Source organism: Frankia sp. AgPm24 (assembly GCF_023243055.1).
Taxonomy (GTDB): Bacteria; Actinomycetota; Actinomycetes; order Frankiales; family Frankiaceae; genus Frankia; species Frankia umida.
In genome coordinates, this window is sequence record NZ_JALKFW010000183.1 from 37,727 (window position 1) to 58,535 (window position 20,809).

Annotated in this window: 15 protein-coding genes and 1 pseudogene; 7 read left to right on the top strand and 9 right to left on the bottom strand. The window is 69.1% G+C overall.

Annotation, left to right across the window (positions count from 1 at the left end):
• Positions 1-21: 21 nt before the first annotated feature.
• Positions 22-2,292: an ATP-dependent RecD-like DNA helicase gene (locus MXD61_RS12745; RefSeq protein ID WP_248813157.1), complete on the bottom strand. Its 2,271-nt coding sequence runs from the start codon at positions 2,290-2,292 to the stop codon at positions 22-24.
• A gap of 601 nt (positions 2,293-2,893) precedes the next feature.
• Between MXD61_RS12745 and MXD61_RS12750 the strand changes: the two genes are divergently transcribed.
• Positions 2,894-3,226, top strand: a complete 333-nt coding sequence (locus tag MXD61_RS12750; protein ID WP_248813158.1) for a MerR family transcriptional regulator — start codon at positions 2,894-2,896, stop codon at positions 3,224-3,226.
• 208 nt (positions 3,227-3,434) lie between these two features.
• Complete coding sequence (locus tag MXD61_RS12755; RefSeq protein ID WP_248813160.1) at positions 3,435-4,418, top strand: terpene synthase family protein; 984 nt, start codon at positions 3,435-3,437, stop codon at positions 4,416-4,418.
• Positions 4,419-4,494: 76 nt separating this feature from the next.
• On the opposite strand, the gene MXD61_RS12760 is transcribed toward MXD61_RS12755, so the two are convergent.
• The gene (locus MXD61_RS12760; RefSeq protein WP_248813162.1) at positions 4,495-5,022 is read right to left on the bottom strand and encodes a universal stress protein; all 528 of its coding nucleotides are present in this window, start codon (positions 5,020-5,022) and stop codon (positions 4,495-4,497) included.
• A complete protein-coding gene (locus tag MXD61_RS12765; protein ID WP_248813164.1) occupies positions 5,022-6,479 on the bottom strand; it encodes an MFS transporter in 1,458 nt (485 codons plus the stop codon). Before MXD61_RS12765 ends, MXD61_RS12760 begins: the two co-directional genes overlap by 1 nt.
• A gap of 705 nt (positions 6,480-7,184) precedes the next feature.
• Between MXD61_RS12765 and MXD61_RS12770 the strand changes: the two genes are divergently transcribed.
• Positions 7,185-7,940, top strand: a complete 756-nt coding sequence (locus MXD61_RS12770) for a DNA alkylation repair protein (protein ID WP_248813166.1) — start codon at positions 7,185-7,187, stop codon at positions 7,938-7,940.
• Between the two features lie 10 nt (positions 7,941-7,950).
• On the opposite strand, the gene rsgA is transcribed toward MXD61_RS12770, so the two are convergent.
• Positions 7,951-9,081, bottom strand: a complete 1,131-nt coding sequence (rsgA, locus tag MXD61_RS12775; RefSeq protein ID WP_374628869.1) for a ribosome small subunit-dependent GTPase A — start codon at positions 9,079-9,081, stop codon at positions 7,951-7,953.
• A 454-nt stretch (positions 9,082-9,535) separates the two neighbouring features.
• Between rsgA and MXD61_RS28860 the strand changes: the two are divergent.
• Positions 9,536-9,763, top strand: a pseudogene (locus MXD61_RS28860) (cyanamide hydratase); the annotation flags it as partial.
• A 178-nt stretch (positions 9,764-9,941) separates the two neighbouring features.
• On the opposite strand, the gene MXD61_RS12785 reads toward MXD61_RS28860, so the two are convergent.
• The 3 genes from MXD61_RS12785 to MXD61_RS12795 form a co-directional block, all read right to left on the bottom strand.
• Positions 9,942-10,277, bottom strand: coding sequence for a hypothetical protein (locus tag MXD61_RS12785; RefSeq protein ID WP_248813171.1), 336 nt, complete (start codon positions 10,275-10,277; stop codon positions 9,942-9,944).
• Positions 10,278-10,409: 132 nt separating this feature from the next.
• Positions 10,410-10,820 (bottom strand): VOC family protein, encoded by a 411-nt coding sequence (locus MXD61_RS12790; RefSeq protein WP_248813173.1) that lies wholly within the window; start codon positions 10,818-10,820, stop codon positions 10,410-10,412.
• A 147-nt stretch (positions 10,821-10,967) separates the two neighbouring features.
• Positions 10,968-12,515, bottom strand: a complete 1,548-nt coding sequence (locus MXD61_RS12795) for an MFS transporter (protein ID WP_248813174.1) — start codon at positions 12,513-12,515, stop codon at positions 10,968-10,970.
• Between the two features lie 325 nt (positions 12,516-12,840).
• Between MXD61_RS12795 and MXD61_RS12800 the strand changes: the two genes are divergently transcribed.
• Complete coding sequence (locus tag MXD61_RS12800) at positions 12,841-13,581, top strand: hypothetical protein (protein WP_248813176.1); 741 nt, start codon at positions 12,841-12,843, stop codon at positions 13,579-13,581.
• Positions 13,582-13,799: 218 nt separating this feature from the next.
• Here MXD61_RS12800 and MXD61_RS12805 read toward each other — a convergent pair whose 3' ends face one another.
• Positions 13,800-15,011, bottom strand: a complete 1,212-nt coding sequence (locus MXD61_RS12805) for an alpha/beta hydrolase (RefSeq protein WP_248813178.1) — start codon at positions 15,009-15,011, stop codon at positions 13,800-13,802.
• A gap of 698 nt (positions 15,012-15,709) precedes the next feature.
• Here MXD61_RS12805 and MXD61_RS12810 point away from each other — a divergent pair.
• Both MXD61_RS12810 and MXD61_RS12815 read left to right on the top strand, forming a co-directional pair.
• Positions 15,710-16,825, top strand: a complete 1,116-nt coding sequence (locus tag MXD61_RS12810) for an ABC transporter substrate-binding protein (RefSeq protein ID WP_248813180.1) — start codon at positions 15,710-15,712, stop codon at positions 16,823-16,825.
• A gap of 377 nt (positions 16,826-17,202) precedes the next feature.
• On the top strand, positions 17,203-18,024 hold the full coding sequence (locus MXD61_RS12815) for a CYTH domain-containing protein (RefSeq protein WP_248813182.1): 822 nt from the start codon (positions 17,203-17,205) through the stop codon (positions 18,022-18,024).
• Positions 18,025-18,127: 103 nt separating this feature from the next.
• Here the strand turns inward: MXD61_RS12815 and MXD61_RS12820 are convergent, their stop codons facing one another.
• Positions 18,128-20,758, bottom strand: a complete 2,631-nt coding sequence (locus MXD61_RS12820) for an ATP-binding cassette domain-containing protein (RefSeq protein ID WP_248813184.1) — start codon at positions 20,756-20,758, stop codon at positions 18,128-18,130.
• Positions 20,759-20,809: the final 51 nt, after the last annotated feature.

The window sequence follows — 20,809 nt, forward strand, 5'->3', positions numbered from 1 at the left end:
CCGGCGGTGGGGCTCGACACCTCAGGCTGCTGAACTGCCACGGGCTTTGGACGTCCCGATGCGGTGGGTGAGTGCGGTGTGGCGACGCCCGGCTCCCGGGGTTCGGACCGCGGCCGCCAGCGCCTTACGGGATCCGACCAGGACAACAAGTTTTTTGGCGCGGGTGACGCCGGTGTAGAGGAGGTTGCGTTGCAGCATCATCCACGATGAGGTGGTGAGGGGAAGCACGACGGCAGGGTATTCACTGCCCTGGGAGCGGTGGATGCTGACGGCGTAGGCATGGGCGAGCTCGTCGAGTTCGGAGAAGTCGTAACTGAGACTTTCGTCCTCGTCGGAGAGCACGGTCAGCGTCTGTTCCTCGGAGTTGATGGCGGTGACGACGCCGACGGTCCCGTTGAAAACCCCGGCCTTGCCCTTCTCGTAGTTGTTGCGAAGCTGGGTGACCTTGTCGCCGACCCGGAACACCCGCCCCCCGTAGCGGCGCTCGGGCATGCCCTCCCGCGCCGGGGTGAGGGTTTCCTGCAGCAGGATGTTGAGATTGCCGGCCCCGGCCGGTCCGCGGTGCATCGGTGCCAGGACCTGAACGTCGCGGCGGGGATCGAGCCCGAAGCGTTTCGGGATGCGGCGGGCGACGATGTCCACCACCATTGTGGCGGTCTCCTCCGCTGGATGCAGACCGGAGTCCTCGGCCGGCTCGCAGGAAAACCAGAAGAAGTCCGCGAAGCCGTTCAGCTGTGGCGGCGTCCCGGAATTGATGCGGTGGGCGTTGACCACGATGCCGGACTGCTGTGCCTGCCGGAAGATCCTGGTCAGCCGGACCCTGGGGATGGTGTCGGCGGCGAGCAGGTCGCGCAGGACCTCACCGGCGCCGACCGAGGGAAGCTGGTCGACGTCACCGACGAGGAGTAGATGTGCTCCCGGCGGGACCGCTTTCACCAGCTTGTTGGCCAGGATGACGTCCATCATCGAGGATTCGTCCACCACCACCAGATCGGCGTCCAGCGGATTGTCCCGGTCATATCGGGGGTCGCCGCCGGGTTGCAGTTCCAGCAGCCGGTGGACGGTGGCGGCCTCGTGCCCGGTGAGCTCGGCCAGCCGTTTCGCGGCCCGCCCGGTCGGCGCGACCAGCACCACCCGGGCGTTGCGGGCCCGGGCGAGCTCCACCACCGAACGGACGGTGAAGCTCTTGCCGCATCCGGGACCGCCGGTGAGCACCGCGACCTTGCTGGTGAGCGCGAGCCGGACCGCTGCCTCCTGTTCGTCGGCCAACTCTTGACCGGTCCGGCCCCGCAGCCAGCCAAGCGCCCGGCACCAGTCCACGTCCGTGAACGTCGCCAACCGATCCTGGTCGGCGTGGAGCAGCCGCAGCAGCCCGTCGGCGAGGGAGGTCTCCGCGCGGTGGAACGGCACCAGGTAGACCGCCGGAACGGTGGCGTCCCCGGCCGGAACGCCCTCGCGGATCACGCCCTCATCGGCGGCGAGCTGCTCCAGACACGGGCCGATCAGCGCGCGTTCGACCTCGAGGATCTTCATCGCCTCGGTGACCAGGTTCGGTGCGGGCAGGAAGCAGTGCCCGTCGTCGGCGGCCTGCGACAGGGTGTACTGCAACCCGGCTTTGATCCGTTCGGGACTGTCGTGGGGAATGCCGACCGCCTGGGCGATGGTGTCGGCGGTCCGAAACCCGATTCCCCACACGTCGGCGGCGAGCCGGTAGGGCTGCGTGCGGACCACACCGATGGAAGCGTCCCCGTACTTCTTGTAGATCTTCACGGCCAGGGAGGTGGACACCCCCACCCCCTGGAGAAACACCATCACCTCCTTGATCGCCTTCTGCTCCTCCCAGGCGTCGGTGATCTTTCTGGTGCGTTTGGGTCCCAGCCCGTGCACCTCGATCAGCCGCGCCGGCTCCTCCTCGATGATCCGCAGGATGTCGGTGTCGAAATGCGCGACCATCCGCTCGGCCATCGCCGGCCCGATTCCCTTGATCAGCCCCGAGCCGAGGTAGCGGCGAATGCCCTGGATCGTGGCGGGCAGCACCGTGGTGTACGAGTGCACCTGAAACTGCCGGCCGTACCGGGGATGACTGCCCCACTGCCCGGTCAGCCGCAGACTCTCCCCGATCTGCGCGCCCAGCAAAGGTCCGACCACCGTCAGCAGGTCCGGGCCGGACCGCTCGGTGGCCAGCCGGGCGATGGTGTAGCCGGTCTCCTCGCTGACGAAGGTGATCCGCTCCAACACCCCCTCCACCACCGCCTGGCGCGCGGCATCAGCAGAAGCACGCGTAACTGTCACAGCCAGCCATTATGCGAGGTCCGCGCGGTGGAGGTCGTCGGGGTGGGCCAGGTCGCGGGGATCTGGACCGCCGCGCGCGGGTCGGCGGCCTCGGCTCCAGGCCGCACCCGCCCACGGCAGCAACCCTCTTCGCTCAGAGGCGAAAAATCTGTCCCCGCCACAGTAGACATCGGTCCTCGCGTCAGGTAGCTTTGCTCTCGTACCCAACGGAGTCCAGGGTCGCGGCAGACACGAACTGTCGCGAGCGGGACGGTGGCCAGGGAGGCCGCCGAGCATCACCGCGGAAGTTCGGCAGTACCCCGTCAGACAGCGAGTGGAGAGGAGCAGACGCCATCAGGATCGCCCGGGCGATGGTCCAGGTCGCTCGGTCACTGCATGCCCCGGATTGGAAGGTGGTTCCCGGTCACGCACACGCGATCTCCGCACCCGCCCTCTGAGGCGGCGGCGCGGAGCCAGGAACCCGGCGAACCTGGCCGGTAGATGGTGTTGAGCCCTCGGGGCCCTGGTGTCGGACGACACCAGGGCCCCCTTCGACGTATCCACGATTCGATGTGTTCACATCCGACGCATCCACATCCGATGCAGCTACAAGAGAGGTGCGATGAGTCCTGGAACAACCCGCAAACCGGCTGACAGCCTCGACGACGACGACTACCCCGCCTATACCGTGGGCCGCGCGGCCGACATGCTCGGTACCACGCCCGCCTTCCTGCGAGCCCTCGGTGAGGCTCGCCTGATCACTCCGCTGCGTTCGGAGGGCGGCCACCGCCGCTACTCCCGCTACCAGCTGCGCATCGCCGCCCGCGTCCGGGAGCTCGTCGACCAGGGAACCGCGATCGAGTCCGCCTGTCGCATCGTCATCCTCGAAGACCAGCTCGCGGAAGCCCAGAAGATCAACCAGCAACTACGCGACGACCAGTCCGCCAGCCGCTGACCACCGAGCCGCCTCGCCCAGAGCCAGGCGGCCGTCGGGGACATCCACACCGGCCAGGCCCGGTCGGCGAACGTCCGCAAAACAGGCCGTAAGCCTCTATCCGGCGTCCTTGTCCCGGAACAAAGACGCCGCCTGGTGTTCGCTGGGAGAGCACCTCAGTCGGGTGCGCCTACCCGTATCCCCGCTCTGTCACCGAGGACAGCTCCCCATGACCCAGGTCTTCCCTACCGGCATGCCCAGATCCGATTTCGGCATCCGCGTTCCCGAGCGGATCCATCCCGCGGCCGAACAGATCGGCGACCAGCTCATGACCTGGGCGTCCCGGGTCGGCCTGGTGACCGACGCCCGCGAGCGTGCCCGGCTCGACGCCGCCGGTTTCCATCTGCTGGCCGCGCGCGTCCTGCCCGACGCACCCCGCGGCGGCGTCGAGGTCTTCGCCCAGTGGGTGCTGTGGCTGTTCCATCTCGATGACGAGCAGGACGAGGGGCCGATGGGCCTGCGCGCCGAGCTCGTGCACACCACCTACGCCGCGATCACCTCGATCATCGAGGGACGGCCCGTGCCCGCCACGGCCCCCGCCCCGGTCACCGCCCTGGCGGACCTGTGGCCCCGAACCGCCCGGGGGATGCCCGCGCAGTGGCGCCGCCGCATCCTCGAGCACATCCATCACCATCGCGACGCGTTTCTCACCCAGATCACCCACCGGCACAACGGCACACTGGCGACCCCGGCCGAATACCCGTCCCTGCGCCGCGACGACAACGCCATGTTCATGTTCGATCTGCTGGAAGTCGTCCACCAGACCGAGATCCCGCCGGGCCTCGCCGCCACCAGCAGCTGGACCGAGCTGTGCGCGGCTTCCAGCGACATCGCCGCCTGGTGCAACGACGTGGTGTCCCTGCCCCGGGAGAGCGCACGCGGCGAGACCACCAACTACGTCCTCGTGCTCCGCCATGCCACGGGCTGCGACGAGCGCACCGCACTCGAACAGGTACACGCCCACATCACCGGACGGTCGCACGACCTCGGCGAGGCCGAACGTGCGTTTCTCACCGACGCGCGGCGCCTGGCGCCGACGACGGACCCGGACCGGCTACGCCTGATCGTGCGCACCATCCGCGACATGCCAGGCGCACACCTGGCCTGGATGCTCACCTCCGGCCGGCACCAGGAGCGCACCCCGGCCCCGTAACCCGCTGAACAACGGGCCGACTCCCGCGTCCTCGCCAGCCTCCTGGCCGCCTGTGCTGTCCGGGTCCGGGTCCGGGTCAGCCGGGCGGGTGGACGACCAGGACGGCACCGCCGGCATGGGCGAGGACGGAGCTGGCCACGCTGCCGAGCAACTGGCCGGCCAGCCGGGAGTGCCGATGCGCGCCGACCACGATGAGCGCGGCCTGGCGCTCGGCGGCGGTGGCGACGATGCCCTGCCAGGTCGGCGCCGCCTGGACGGTGATGCTCTGGGCGCGCAGTCCCGCGGCCTCGGCGAGCCGGACACCGTGCGCGGCGACGTCGGCGGCGGCCTTCTCGACCTCGGCGGCGTTGTTCGCGTCGAAATGCTGCGGGCCGACCGGTGTGAATCCGACGTCGGAGGGCTGCCACACGCACAGCACAAGCGTCTCCCGTCCGGGCGGAAGCTGCGACGCGGCGTACTCGATGGCGTGGCCGGCGACGTCACCGCCGTCATAGGCGAACAGCACCGGGCCGGTGGGACGACCAGCCCGGGCACCGGGCCGCCCGGCGTCGGCGTCGGGTGTGGCGGCGACATGGGGTGTGGCGTCGGAGCGGGATGTGGACATCAGTCGACGCTTTCCGGGACGGGGAGGGCCACGTCCAGATCATCCAGATCGTGGGACCTGCGGACTCGGCTCAGCAGCGGCGGCGAGTACCAGGCCGGACGCTGGCCGGCCAGGAACGTGTCGAGGTCGGGGGTCTGCGGGCGGGCACCGCTGAGGGCGTAGATCATGACACCCAGCGCGGCGCCGGCCAGAGCGAGGCCCAGGCCGATCCACAGGGCGATGTTCGTTCCCTCGTTGAGGTCGCCGGTCACCGTGGCCGCGAAATGGGCGAAGATCGGCGCGATCATGAAAGCCGCGACCGCGCGCAGGAGCTCGACCACGGCGAACACCCGCGGCAGGCTCGCGGAAGGTACGGAGAAACCGGCCACGAACAGCGCCGGGGCGACCGTGGCGCCCAGGGCGAGTCCGGTCAGCGCGGAGCCGAGCAACGCCAGTGGCTGGCTGTCGGGCATCCCGAGCCGGAAGACGAGAATCCCGGCGGCGAGCAGGACCATGCCCACCAGCGGCAGGTAGTGCAGGGAACGCCGGGCGATGACCAGACCGAACACACCCGCGGCGATCACCGCGCCACCGAGTTCGGGTAGGAAGAGCAGTCCGACCCGCACCGGGCCGTACGTCTCGGAAAGCACCGAGGCGGTCAGCACCGTCGCGGACACCGACGCCGCCGCGGCGAACAGCGCGGTCACCACGCCCGCGACCGGGATCGCGCTGGTGAGCATCTCCCGCACCATCAGCAGCGGCTGCGCCGACCGGTACTGGTAGACGATGAGGCCGACGATCAGGGCCAGACCGCCCAGCAGCGGGACGATCACCTCGACGTCCAGGAAGCTGTGGCTGGTCAGTTCGGACGCGCCGAGGAAGGCCGCGAGGCTGCCGGCCGCGGCCAGCGCGATGGCCGGCAGGTCGCGGGGGGCGTCGGGGTTCGCCGGGGGTGCGTCCTCGAAGGTGAGCACGACCAGCAGCAGCGCGAGCACCGAGACCGCGGTGACGATCCAGAACAGCGGTCGCCAGGCGTCCGCGTCGGCCTGCAGGCCACCGATGAACGGACCGAGCGCGACCGCGCCGAAGATGCCCATGTTCATGATCATGACGGTGGTGTGCAGCCGTTCGCGCGGATAGCCGATCGCCAGCGGCGGGACGGCGGCGATCAGCAGCATGCTGGTGGCCAGGCCCTGCACCGTGTGGCCGGCGATGAACATGGCCGCGTTCTGCGCCACCGCCGTCAGCACCGATCCGACGACGAGCAGGGCCGCATAGGCGAGCAGCATCCGTCGCTGCGGCAGGTGCAGGCCGAGCTGGACGGCGAGCACCGTGCCGAGCGCGTAGGCGGCGTTACCCAGGCCCGAGCTGAGACTCATCGTCTGCGCGCTCATGTGCAGCTGGCTGGCGATGATCGGTGCCAGCGGGTCAAGCGCGGCCGACAGTGCCAGATAGGGAATAATTGCGAACATCACCATGGCAGCGGATGCCGCGTATCTGCCAGCAAGGGGACCTTGGCGCATAAATACCTTCTGGTATTGGGCGTGCGAAAATGGCAAGAATGATCGGCTGGAAGACGGCAGGTTTTCTACCGATACCCTCACGCTTCCCCCGCTGGACGAACAGGGGGAACGGGCGGACTGTGAGAATAGTTACCCTCTGCTAAAGATAGGCTTTGGCGGGAATACCCGGCGGGCCGCCGGCCTGGGCTTCTCACCGCCGGCCCGGGCTTCGGCCGCGGCTCTGGCGCTGGCCGGCCCGGGCCTTCGCGCATGGTCCGGCCCGGGCCTTCGCGCATGGTCCGGCCCGGGCCTTCGCGCATGGTCCGGCCCGGGTCCGGGCGCCGAATCCGACCGCGATCCCCGCCTCGGTAGGGCTGTGCCGTCACTCGCCGGGGCGATCTTCGTCAGCTGCTCGACCCGCACGTGGCGCCCGGCTGGCCGACGGTCGACCCGGTGGCGGTAGGCGCCGGCGGGCCCGGTGACCTTGCGGGGCCTGGATCACCTGTCGTGGATCGTCTGCGCTGCGGCGGTAGCTGAGCCCCGCGCCAACTCGCCGGCACGCCGCGGCGATGGGGCCCGCAGGCCTCATGAGAGGCTGTTTTCATGTCTTTGAGGACGTTCCGTCAGGGACGGTGCGCCGGCCGGCCCTCAGGCCGGGTCCGCGCGCTCCAGGCGGCGTAAGTGGGTGTCGGTGCCGCCGCCAGCGCCGCTGCCGACGAGGTGCTGGCGTTGCTGGCGGTGCGCGGCGACGCGGATTTCGCGCTGCGGATGCAGCGCTTCTTCCCGCGGCGGATTCGCGCTCTCGGTGTCAGCAACGCCACGGTCGTGGCGGTCGCGAACGGGTATCTCCAGGGACGGGGAAGCGTTTCGGCCGGCCGGCGACTCGAGATCGCCGAGGAGGTGCTGGAACGTGCCTCCCACCACGAGGAGGTGCTGCTGGCGTTCGCGCTGCTGCACAAGGTCGCCGGATCCCAGCTGGACGACGACTTCCTCGACCGCGCCGAGATCTGGCTGAACCGGTATGTGTCGAACTGGGCGCAGTGCGACGACCTCTGCCTGAAGTTGCTCTACCCGTTCCTGCGCGGGCACCTGGAGCTGATTCCACAAACACGCGGATGGGTCGAGGGCGAGTCCGGGTGGACACGCCGGGCGGCGAACGTCGCGGTGGTGAAGTTCGTTCGGCGCAGGGTGGGAAGGGTCACGTTCGAACTTCCCGTCGCGCACGCCTTCGGTAACGCCACCTCGCTCCTGTACGACGACGATGTCTACGTCCAGAAGGGATGTGGCTGGCTGCTGAAGGTGGTCGGCCAGGTCCATCCGGTCGACCTGGCCGACTACCGACACCGTTGGCATGCGCAGATGAGGCGGGAGACCTTCCGTTACGCGGTGGAAGGTCTGGACCGGGAAACGCGAGCGGCTCTGCTGGCGCTGGGTTGAGCGGTCCCGGTCACCGTCGTTCGCGGCGGGCCCGGTCGGCGTAAAGGCGGCGCTGCTCCAGTTCGATCTTCTTCCAGGGGCGTAGGAGTTCGGCGGCGAGGCGGGCGTCTCGGCGGGACTGGAGCCAGGCGTTCTCGCGCAGCAGTCTGCGGTAGCTGGCGAGCCTTCGTTCGGGCAGCGTGCCGTCCTCGATGGCGGCGAGTACCGCGCAGCCGGGTTCGGTGCGGTGCTCGCAGTCCCCGTACCGGCAGTCCGCGGCGAGTTCGGTGATCTCGGCGAAGGTCGCGTCGAGCCCGCTGTCGACATCCCAGACGCCGATTCCACGCAGACCGGGGGTGTCGATGAGAATCCCACCGGAAGGCAGCGGAACCAGCTCCCGCCGTACGGTCGTGTGCCGACCCTTTCCGTCCTGCGGCCGAACCCGTCCGACAGCGAGTTTCTCCTCACCCAGCAGGGCGTTGACCAACGTCGACTTGCCCACGCCGGACGGCCCGACCAGGACCGCCGATCGGCCACCCAGCACGGCTTCTCCGGGCGTCGGCCCAGAGCCCGTCGGGTCCGCGGCCGCGCCGGCGGCGAGTTCGTCGCGCAGGGCTGCCAGACCGGTCCCGTCGAACGCCGAAACGGTCAGGATGTCGACGCCGGGTGCGGCGGCGGTGACAGCGGCCAGGGCGCGGGCGGCGCCGTCGCGGCTGCCGTCGACGAGCAGATCCGCCTTTGTCAGGACGATCAGTGGTCGGGCTCCGCTTTCCCAGGCCAGCGTGAGCAGCCTTTCGAGGCGGCCGAGATCCGGCTCGGTCGACAGGGTGGCGACCACCAGCACGATGTCGATGTTCGCCGCCAGCACCTGGCCTTCGGAGCGGCCCGATGCCGACGAACGGACGAGGGCGCTGTGCCGCGTGAGCAGCTCGACGATCGTGGGGTCCGCCGCGGTGGACAAGGCCACCCAGTCGCCCGTACAGGGCGTCAGGTGCGCGTCGCTGGCATGCGTCAGACCGATCCGGGCATTGGCTGTCCCGCGCTCGGTGACCAGATCACAGCGATCCCGGTCGCGACGCAGAATACGGGCCGGGATCAGTCCGGCGGTGCGGCGGGGTGCGAACCGTGTTTCGTCGCTGGCGGTCCAGCCATAGCGACGCAGTTCGGTGCCGGGAACACCGGCCGAAGATGCGTTGGTGGCGGCCGGCGGATCGGCTGGCCGGAAAGGGCGGTCAGTGCGGGCATGCTGGTGACGCGAAGAAGCACGTCGAGAAGACAACGTCGAGACCCTTGGGTGAGGTGGGTCCCGCTGGCCTTCTGCCACCCATGGTGGAACCGGGAACCGGGCGGGGGAAAGCCGCGCGGCGAGGTGACAACGGTCAGTCGGTGACCCGGGGGGAAAGTGGGAACAGCGCCGCAGAAGCGATGACAACCCGCGTGGCCATGAGCCACCTCCCGAAGATTCCGACAGCCCGTCGGCACGCCGACCCGGACTGATCCTTTTACCGTGAAAGAACGCTACCATCGCCGCCGCGCGGCCCGCCAATCATTTTCCCGCACCGCCCACCGCTGCCCGCCGTCGCGGCTCTGGCGTCGGGTCCAGCACTACTTATGCGCACGATCGTGGGCTGACCGAGCCGTTCGACAGCCATCGGCTGCCGTTCGAGGTCGCGGGCGGACAGCTGGCCTGGGTCCTCGGCGTGGGCGCCGGCTGGTCGCCGCAGCGCACCGCCCGGGTCGAGGAGATCATCATCCTGCACATGCGCGACGATGTGGCCCCCGACGACGACCCCGAATCCCACCTGTTGCAGGTCGCGACCAGCTGGGATGTCAGCGGGCGGCGTCGCCAGCCGGATCGCCGCCAATCCCCTCGACGCCGATTCCACCGACCCTGGCCGTCGAACCGCTGATGGGTGAGACGTGTGGAGTCGCCCGACTCCACACGCGGTCGGGGCACGCCGTGAGGGGTGCGCCGCGTTTCGCGGGCGCACCCCTCGAGTTCCGGTCCGTCGGGTGGGCTGGTCAGGCGGCCAGGCTCACCACGAGGGTCTGGCCGGACTGCGGGCGGTAGAGGAGGAAGTTCGTCGAGCGGTAGGTGCGCTTACCGAGGACGTCGCACCTGACCTGGACGGTCGCGGTGCTGGGCAGCTGCGGGTTGCCGAAGACGGTCGAGAAGCGTCCGCCGACGCCCACGGTCGCGCCATGTGACTCCCCGCCGCCGCTGATCAGAAGCGATTCGGCCGAACCGATGGTGCACCGGACTGTTCCGGTGACCGTCAGCGGATTGTTGATGGTGCCGGCGGCCGCCGGCAGAGCCAGGGGGATGGCGACCAGGGGCGCCGCGATCCCGGCGAGCACGGCAACGGTCCTGAACCTTGAGATTCCGCGCACGACACACCTCCGAGGCAGGTCAACGACGTGCTGCTCCAGGTGTACCCATCGACACCCCAGGTAGTCGATGGGTGCGGGTGAGTGACGTGCGGCCGCCGATCACACGCCGGCGTGGCAGCAGACCTCCAGTTCCATCCCGTCCGGGTCGCGGAAGAACAGGGACCACTCCGAGCCGAGCCGCTGGATCTCACCGATGTCGGCGCCGTGCTCGCGCAGCCGGTCGCGGGTCGCCTCCAGGGTCGCCAGCGAGTCGACGGCCAGGCCGAAATGGTCGATGGGCCCGCGCCCGCCCATGCGACGCCGATCGACGGCGCCGTCCTCAGCCGACGCTTCGAACACGTTGAGTGCCGCACCTCCACCGAGGTCAAGGATCGTCATCCGAGGGTGACCCTGCTCCGCGGCCATCTCGAAGGTGGTCTTCGCGTCGAAGACGTCGGAATAGAATGCGACGATTTTGTCCAGATCGGACGTGATCGTGGCGATGTGGTTGAAGCCTGTCGTGATCGGCATTGTTCCCCGCTTCTGCCCGGCTACTGGCCCGTTGCCCTCGCCCGCAGGTTATGACCTCAACCGGAGTTCAGGTCAACCGAGGTTCAGGACAACCGGCGCGTCAGCTGGCCGACTCCGGCGCTCGGAGCGGATCGCTGTTGTCGGCGCTCAGTCGTGCAGGGGCAGGTCGTTGCCGGTGCCGGCGGGCTGCTGCCGCGCGATGACGATGGGCGCCTCCAACGCCGCTGTGGGTGCGGCCTCGCCGGGCTGGTGGACGACGACGGCCGGCGCGTCCGACAGGCCCGGGCGGAGCAGGAGGAAGGTGAGCAGCAGGCCGAGGAGCAGGAAACCGGCGCCGACGAACATGCCGAACGCGCTGCCGGCGGCGAAGGCGCGCAGGGGGTCGTGGCCGCTGGCGATGAGGCCCTCGGTCCGGTTGTTGGCCAGGGTGGCGAGGATCGCCAGCGCGATCGCGCCGGAGATCTGCATCGTCACGTTCACGATGCCGGACGCGAGACCCGCGTCGGCGGGCGGAACGTCCCGCATCGCGATCGTCAGGAGGGGGAGAAATGTCAGGGCCGCGCCGACACCCACGCCCATGAGGGCGATGAACAGCCAGGGAAAGTAGCCGCCACTGCCGTATCCCTCGAACCAGCCGAGCAGCACCAGGCTGCTGGTCAGCACGACCAGCCCGCTGATGAGAACCGAGCGGGCACCGAGTCGATCCATCAGGCGGGTCGTGATGCCGAAGGAGAAGAATATGATGACCAGGCTTTGGGGGAGAAACGCCAGCCCCGTCTCGATCGCGTTGTAGCCCAGCACCCGCTGCAGGAAAAGGGTGCCGAAGAAGAAGACACCGAACACCCCGGAGATGGCCGCCGAACGGATCGCGGCCGAGCCGACCAGGGCGCGCTGGCGCAGGATGCGCAGCGGAACGATCGGGTTGGCCACCCGTGCTTCCCAGCCGAAGAACGCGGAGAGCAGGACGACGGCCACCGCACCGGCGATGAGCGTACGGGCCGAGAGCCAGCCGTGGTCGGCCGCACCGACGATGCCGGCGATTCCGATCACCGCGGCGACCGTGACCAGCAGGGCGCCCACCACGTCCAGCCCGCCGGTGCCGGTGCCGGGCCGGGCGGGGATCAGCCGCAGGCCCGCGATCAGGGAGAAGACCCCGATCGGAAGGTTGATCGCGAAGATCCAGTGCCAGCTGAGCAGCTGGGTGAGCACACCGCCGAGGAGCAGACCGATCGAGCCGCCGCCGACGGTGATGATCATGTAGTAGTTCATGGCTCGGCCACGTTCCTGGCCGGCCGGAAAGTCGGTGACGATGAACGCGAGCACCGCCGCCGACGCGAGCGCGCCGCCGACTCCCTGTGCGAAGCGGGCGGCCACCAGGATCTCCTCGCTGGTCGCGAGGCCGCAGCCCGCGGAGGCCGCGGTGAAGATCGCCATGCCGGCCAGGAACACGGACTTGCGGCCGATCAGATCACCCAGCCGGCCCGCCACCAGGAGCAGGCTGCCGTAGCTGACGAGGTATGCGTTGACGATCCAGGTCAGGCTCGCCTGGCTGATCTTCAGATCTTCCTGAATGGCGGGGAGTGCCACATTTAGGACATTACCGTCCAGGATAATCATTAGTTGCGAGGTGAGCACGGCGAGTAGGGCCAGCCACCGGCGGGTTCGGGTGGGGTCCGCGACATCGGGCTCGGTCATGGAGAGTCACTTTATCGGTGTCTATCCATGAATATGTAGAAGATGAGGGGAGGGTAACGTCGTATGATCCGGCTGTCGAATCTGCCTCGGCCAGTGGTAGTTCGATCGGCGCCGGTTCGGTGGATGTCAGTGACGTCGGCACTCGTCTGGGTGACGCAGGCACCCGCGGTCCCGCTGAGTCACCCGTCACGGCGGGTGTACGCCCAGGCTCGACGCCTCGCCGGCCTGATGTACCAGGCGGGCGCTGGGTGCGCTGTGGTGCGCGGGCGGCACGCGGTGAGCACAGTGTCGGGTCCGGATGTCCGCGGGGTGCGAGGCTGTCGATGTGAGCGGGTGGTGGGAACGGAACATCGCGGAACCGGGAAAAGGGCCGCTGCTGCTGTGCCTGGTGGCTTTTCTGGTCACATTCCTGGTGACGCGGACAATTGTGCGGCTCATCCGGGCCGGGCGTGGCCCTTTTCGTAACATCTCGACCGGCGGACTGCATGTACACCATGTCGTGCCGGGCACGCTCCTGCTGATCAGCGGCGGGATGCTGGCGGTCGGGACACCGACGCACGCCCCGTGGCGGCAGGTCGCCGGGGTGGTGGTCGGGGTTGGGGCAGCCCTGGTGCTTGACGAGTTCGCGTTGATTCTGCATCTGGAGGATGTCTACTGGGAGCAGGCCGGACGAGCCTCGGTCAACGCGGTGCTGCTCGCCGCCGGGATCATGGGCTGTGTGCTGCTCGGCTTCTCACCGCTGGGCGTCGATGACCTCCGGGATCAGGAACTGGCGTTCCGCACGTTCCTGGTCGTGGACATCGTGGTCGGGATGCTGCTGGTGGCCGTCGCGCTGTTGAAGGGAAAGTACGGAATGGCCCTGCTGGGTATCTTCCTGATCCCGTTGGCGGCGATCGGCAGTATCCGGCTGGCTCGGCCCAACTCCCCCTGGGACCACTGGTTCTACGGCCGCTCGCCGGGCAAGGCGGCCCGGGCGGCACAGCGGGAGGCGATGGCGCCGCCCCTGGTCGTCCGCATCCGTACGAAGGCCGAGAACCTGCTCGCCGGCGCGCCCAGCCCCAAGTAGAACCAGCCTCGAGGAGACCCAGCCCAAGGACAACCAGGTCATGAGGAGGACCAGGTCATGAGGAGGACCAGGTCATGAGGAGGACCAGGTCATGAGGAGGACCAGGCGCGTCAGGAGGCCGCCGCGCTCCGGCATGGCGCTCGCGAACCCGGGCCGGGCGCGCCTGTCCCGGGTTCTCCGTGACAGGCGCGCCGACCGACCCGGGTTCGTCAAGGCCGTCAGTCGGGGAGGCGGTCGAGAATCCAGGCGCTGATCTCCTCGGTCACGGCACTGTGCGGGGTGGGGTTGGAGGAGGTGAGGAAGTCGTCGAGCGGGCTTTCCTCGGGCGGCAGGCTGTCGATGTCCGCGTAGAGGTCGTCGTTGGTCTCGATGCCGCGGATCGCGATGGCGCTGGACGTGGGCACGAAGCAGATCGAGCGGTGGGAGACGTCGACGTTCTCGCCGGCGTCCTTGAGGGTGTCCGCCAGGATGCCGAACGACTCGAGGGTGCCGCCGGGCGCACCGTCGAGGTCGGGGAAGTCGTTCGTGCGAACGGTGATCTCGCCGAGCAGGCCGCGCAGCTCCGCGACGACCCGGTCGCGTCCGCCGGCCTGGGTGAGCAGCCGGGTGTCGGTCAGGTACGGGCCGTTGCTGCGCAGGGCCTCGACGCCGGGCGCCACCCCGTTGGCGTGGCCGTTGCCGACACCGTTGGCCACCCCGAGCAGGCGCGGGATGCGCGGCCAGTCACCGACCTGACGCAGCTGCTCCAGCAGCTCGGCGCGGGCCCGATCCTCGGCGGGAACACCCGTGGGCGCCTCGAGGTGACGCCACAGCAGCTGGCGGGACGCGGGGCTGTTCAGCTGCTGGGACAGGGCGTCGTTGACGGGAGCGAGGTGGTGGGCGATCGCCTGCAGCGCGATGGGCACGGACGCACCCCGATGCGGGCTGTCGACCGACAGGTACACCCCGACCTGGTGATCCATCCGCTGGAGTTCCAACCTGGCCAGCGCGTAACGGGTGACGATTCCACCCATGCTGAAGCCGCCGACCAGCAGCCGGGCGTCTCCCACCCGTTCGGCGACGGCCCGCTGGATCGCGGCCGTCGCGACCTGCGCGTTGTTCAGGATGGACGCGGAGCGGTCGTCGAAGCCGATCAGGATCAGGTCGCGACCGCGCTCACGCAGCCGGGTGGCGAACCGGTGTGGCTCACCGTCGACGTGCTCCCAGAAGGCGTCGAAGTTCGTCGGGCCGGAATTGAATCCGTCGGCGAGCAGAACCGGCCGGGTCAGGCCGCGGTTGCCCTGGCCGTAGTAAACCCGGGCGGCACCGCCGGGAAGGGGCCATTCGTCGTCCGCGGCCTGGGCCCGCCGGGCCGGCTGCTCTCCCGCCGGTGTGACCAGACCGATCGGTCCGATCGCCTGCCGGGCGCGCTCGAGATCCTGATTCGCCATTCCGTGTCCTCTCCCTGCCTACAAGTGGTCACTGAAAGTAGTACCTCGACTCCGGTCCGGGGTTGGGCAGGTGCTGGACGGGCCGTGTGTCGCTGATCATCCACGCCGGATCCTGTGATCGTCCGCCGTGTCGTCGGCCTCGGCCGAGGCCGCGGCGAGCGGAGGGCTGCCGGTCTCGACCGTTCGGAGAGTGACCAGTCTCGGGTCCTGTCTGGCCGGGAGGAGTTCGTCAGTGTGCCGCAGATCCTTGCCAACTTGCGGACAGAACCCGAGGAAGCGGCATATCTTGACAGCTGAGCCCGCATGCGCGGAGCTCGGTGTCAGGGCACCGCGTGTCGGGGAAGTCGGTCACTTCCTGTGTATGTGGTTCCACCTGTCCCTGCCGGCCGGCCGGGTGTGGCGCGCGGTCCCGTGCCAGGCCTGACTCGATGTCGACCGGACGCTCCCCGGCCGGGGGGCGCCCGGCCCCGCCGTCTGCTGTCCGGTGTCAGTTCTGGGATGGGGATCGTCGCCGACCTCCCCGCCGGGGGCCAGCGGGATGCGGCCAGTGGGACAGCCGTGTCCCGACCCGTCACCCAGATCACGCCACGCGGATCACATCACCCGGCTCGCCGTGGTGGGCCCCGGAACGCGCCGGCCGCCCACCACCTGTTTGCGCGCCCTTCCATCGGACGACTGTTATGGGGACCACGGACCACATGCCAGCAACACGCCAGCGCAGAAACCCGTTCGCCGCCGTGCTCGCCGCTCTGATCGCGGCTCTGATAGTCCTCGTCACGCTCACCGCCTGCGGGAGCGATTCCGACGGTGACTCCGCCTCGCCCGCGACTGCCAGCTCGGCCGCGTCGACAACCCACGAGGTCGTCGACATGGGCGGTCGGCATGTCACCGTGCCGACCCACCCGAATCGGATCGTCACCAACTATCCGGCCGTCACGCAGATCATCTTCATGCTCGGCGGGATCGAGCGGGTCGTCGGTGTGCCGCTGAGCAACCTCACCACCCTGCCGTTGTTCAAGAAGATCTACCCACCGCTGGCCCAGAAGAAGGCGGTGTTCGGCTCCGACACCACCACCGTCAACACCGAGACCCTGCTCGGCCAGAAGCCCGATCTGGTGGTCCTGACCGCCGGTAACCAGGCGCTCGTCAAGAAGATCACCGACCTGGGTGTGCCGGTGGTGCAGATCGCCTCGTTCCCGAACTACAAGAAGCTCAACGAGGGCGTCGAGTTCCTCGCGGATGTGCTCGGCGGCGAGGCGCCCAGGCGTGCCCAGCAGTACGTCGAATACGTCGACGAGAACGTCAGCACCATCAACAAGGGCCTCGAGGGTATTCCGGCGACCGACCGGCCGAAGCTCTACTACACCGCCAACAGCCCGCTCAACACCGAGGGCGGCGGCTCGATCATCGACAACTGGTCGACCCTTGCCGGTGGGGTCAACGTCGCCACCGCGCACGGTGTCCAGGGCACCATGAAGGACGTCTCGGCCGAGTCGATCGTCCAGTGGGACCCCGAATACGTCTTCTGCCGCGACGCCTCCTCCTGCCGCGCCATCCAGGCCGACCCGCGCTGGTCCTCGGTCTCCGCGGTGCGCGACAAGCACCTGATCGTCAACCCACGCGGCGTGTTCGTCTGGGCCGCGCGCAGCGCCGAGGAGGCCCTCCAGCCCCTCTTCGTCGCCAGGACCCTGCACCCCGCGCAGTTCGCCGACGTCAGCATCGAGAACGAGATCAAGGAGTTCTACAAGACCTTCTACTCCTACGACCTCACCGACGCCGAGGTCACCGGAATCCTCAACCCGACCCAGCCCTGACGTCTCCCGTCGATCTCTGACGTCGCACACCTGACGCTCATCCGGGCCGGCCTCATGTGCCGCCCCGGGTGAGCGTCCTCGCGTGATCCGCGGATGCGGACGGATGTGGCCTCGATTGGGCGGAGCATCGGCGAGTTACAGTCGAGGTTCGGGGTAGTCCACGCCCGGGCATGTTCGAGGGCATGATCGAGGTCGGGGCGGGATCGTACGAGCGAGGGACGAGCGGCGCGCGGCTGGAGCTGGCCCGGGGGTGGGGTCGGTCGGGCAACGGGCTCGCCAGGAAACGGAGCCGGCACGTGCATCCAATAATTGTGATCATGATGCCGGGCTGTGCCCCTGGTGATGCGGCGTGTTCGCCGATGGCCGTCTGACCCGGGATGGCCGACTCACGCGGAAGAGCCACATCGGCGCGCCGGCCCGCCAGGGCGCGGGCCGCACAGCAGTTCTGGCAGTTATCCGATGGCCAGCTGGCGAAGCTGTTGGATCTCGCCGCCCAGGTCGATCGGCTGGAACTGAAACTGACCGTCCCACCACATGCTCACGAGGCGGCCTGGGACGCGCTCGACCTCACATTTCCACGGACCCCCACCCACCGTGTCTACTATCTTGACACCCCGGATCGGGCGCTGCACCGCAGGGGAATGATTCTGCGGGTCCGGCGCAGCTCCAGCGGAGCGGATGATTCGGTGGTGAAACTGCGTCCGGTGGTTCCACGGGGCCTGCCAGCACAGCTGCGGCAGCGGCGGGACTTCGTCGTCGAGGTGGATGGGATGCCCGGCGGCTATGTCTGCTCCGGCGCCCTCAAAAGCCGGCTGGATGCCAGGGTCGCGAAACGCGCGGTCAACGGACGACGCTCGCTGCGCGCCCTGTTCACCGAGCCGCAGCTGCGCCTGGTCCGGACCCGCCTCAAGGGCGGTCCGGATGTCGATGATCTGCGGGTGCTCGGCCCGGTCCGGGCCTATCGGCGCACCCTGGGCATCGCCGGTCACGACCGGCCGCTCCTCGCGGAGCGCTGGGTCTTTCCCGACGAGTCGGAGATCCTCGAACTGTCGACCCGCTGCGCACCCGACGCGGCACTGCGGGCCGCCGCCAGCACCGCGACCGTCCTGGGTGATCACGGTATTGACCTGGGTGGACGGCAGCAGACCAAGACCCGCGCCACGCTGGACTACTTCACCGGGCAGCGGCGCACCACCTGACACACCCACCGCGACCGCGTCCGGCAGGCACCGCGCCCCCGGGGACGGAGCGCGACTGGCCGCCGCCGCGCCGGGAGAGGCGAGACGGCGGCCAGGGGGCGGGTCACTTCGTCGCGGGTGTGGCCTTCTTCTTGCGGTTGGTCTTGGGGTCGAGGCGCCGCAGCAGGACGGCGGTGAGGCCGACGAACACGACGGTGACGGCGAGACCGCCGCCGATGTCCATCGCGAACTGCTTCTTGGTGTGGTCGAACAGCGCGTCGCGTTCCGGGGAGTTCGGGTTGATCGGAATCGTTTCGCCGCTGGCGACCGGCTGGCCGTTCACCGTCTTCGGACGCTGGACCCCGGCACGTGTGATCACGTTGAAGTCGGCGTCGGAGGCCAGGGCGGCGTAGCCCCAGCGGGCGGGGGAGATGACCGAGACCTGCTGCAGGCCGACCTGCCCCGAGACCGGCACGATACCGGCGGAGAACACCAGCTGGATCATCGTGACGATGACGAGCAGCGGCATCGTCTTGTCGGCGTTGTCGACCAGTGCCGAGATCACCAGACCGATCATGCCGGAGGCGAAGGTGACGATGAAGATGGCGAGCATGCAGTCCAGCAGGGAGTTGCCGAGCAGGAGAGCACCGGGTGGTTGTCGGCCGGCGAGTCCGATGACGGTGAAGGGAATGGCCTGCAACGCGGTGATGATGAACAACACCAGCACCTTGGACCCGACATACGCCGTCCGGGACAGACCGATCGCACGTTCTCGTTGGTAGATCGCCCGTTCCTTGACGATTTCCCGCACCGAGTTCGACATGCCCATGAAGCAGGCGCACAGCACCATGATCAGGAAGATCGTGGGGCCGTTCGAGTTCGGGGTGAACTTGTCGTTGGTGTCAGCGAAGTCGCCGCCGATGAACCGCGGAATCGTCCCGAGGACGAACGGGAACGCGACGGCCAGACGCAGATAGCCCTTGTCGGAGGCGATGACCGACATCGTCCGTTTGCTGAGTGACACCAGCTGGGACAGCACCGTCTGCTGCCGGATACTGGGCAGCTCCTCCGGTTCCGGCCGCGCCGACGGCGCCGTCACCGACGCCGGGACGTAGTGCCGGGACTGGCGGAACCGCGCCGCGGACTCGGCGCCCGGGTCGTCCTGCAGCCGCAGGAACACCCACGGGTAGCCCTGCTCGCCGAAGAACGGCAGCGCGTCACCGGGCGGGCCGAAGTACGCCACGTGACCGCCGGGCGCCAGCACCAGGACGTAGTCGCACAGGTCGAGCTGCGCCACCGAGTGGGTGACGACGATGACCGTGCGACCGTCGTCGGCGAGCGCTCGCAGCGACTGCATGACCTGGAGGTCCATGCCCGGGTCGAGACCGGAGGTGGGTTCGTCCAAGTAGAGCAGGGTCGGGCGGGTGAGCAGCTCGAGGGCCACCGACACCCGCTTGCGCTGACCACCGGACAGGCGCGCGACCACGGTGCTGGCGTGCGGGGTGAGGTTCAGTTCGGCGAGGACCTCGTCGATCCGCCGGGCCCGCTCGGCCTCGGTCACATCCGGTGGGAACCGCAGCTTGGCGCCGTACTCCAACGCGCGGCGGACGGTGAGCGAGGTGTGCAGGATGTCGTCCTGCGGCACGTAGCCGATGCGGCGGCGCAGTTCGTCGTACTCGTCGTAGAGGTCTCGGCCGGCGTAACGGACGGTGCCCTCGTTGGCGGGACGGAAGCCCGTCAGCGCGCCGAGCAGCGTCGACTTGCCGGCGCCGGACGGGCCGACGACGCCGAGCAGCGCCTGCCCGGGCAGCCGGAACGTCATGTCGTGCATGAGCTGCTTGTCGCCGGCCCACACGTTGAGGTGCTCGGCCTCGAAGCTGACGTCACCGGAGTCGATGTACTCGACGAGCTGATCGCCCTCGACCTGCAGGACGTGGTGACCGATCGCGATGATGCTGCCCTGGGCGACCTGCGCGCGCTGGATGCGACGACCGTCGACGAATGTCCCGTTCGCCGAGTCGTGGTCGACGAGGTCGATGCTGCCGCCGCGGATGGTCAGCGTGGCATGGTGGCGCGAGGCGAGCAGGTCGGCGATGACGATGTCGCTGCCGCGGGCGCGGCCGATCGTCATGGTGCCCTGGCGCAGCGGATAGGTGGTGCTGCGTTCGTGTTCGCGGTCGAGGCGGGCATGACCGGCGGGTTGGCGGGGTGCGCCACCCGGTCCGCCGCGGCCGGCAGCTGGCCCACCGGCCACCGCGCCGGAGTGCGCCATCTCCCGTGACGGGGCGTTGGTGGAACGCTGAGACGCCCGCGGCGGCAGGTAGTCCGCCTGGCCGGGCAGCATGGTGTGCTGGTCGGCGTCCCCGCTGAACGAGCTGCCGTACCCGTCGTCGCCGCCGTACGGGTCGCCGTAGGCGCCGCCGGTGTCGCCGTAGCCGTCACCTGGCCGGCCGGTGGATTCGGCCCGGATGATGACCTCGGGGCCGCTCGGTGTACCCAGCCGGAACCGCGTCTCGCCGCGGACCTCGACCACGTTCAGCATCCGGGCGCCGCCCAGCCACGTTCCGTTGGTGCTGACGTCGCGTACCGCCCAGCCGGGACCGATCTGTTCGATCATCAGATGCTGTCGGGAGACCTGGCTGTCCGCGATCACATGGTCGGAGTTGCGAGCCCGACCGATGATGAAGCGCGGCTGTCCCTGTGGCACAGTCACCTCCCCGGCCATGCTCGTCACCTTCAGAACGGCCGTGGACATGCATCTCCCCCTCGCGACGAAGAACCGGCTGGTCAGGACGGCCGATTCGCC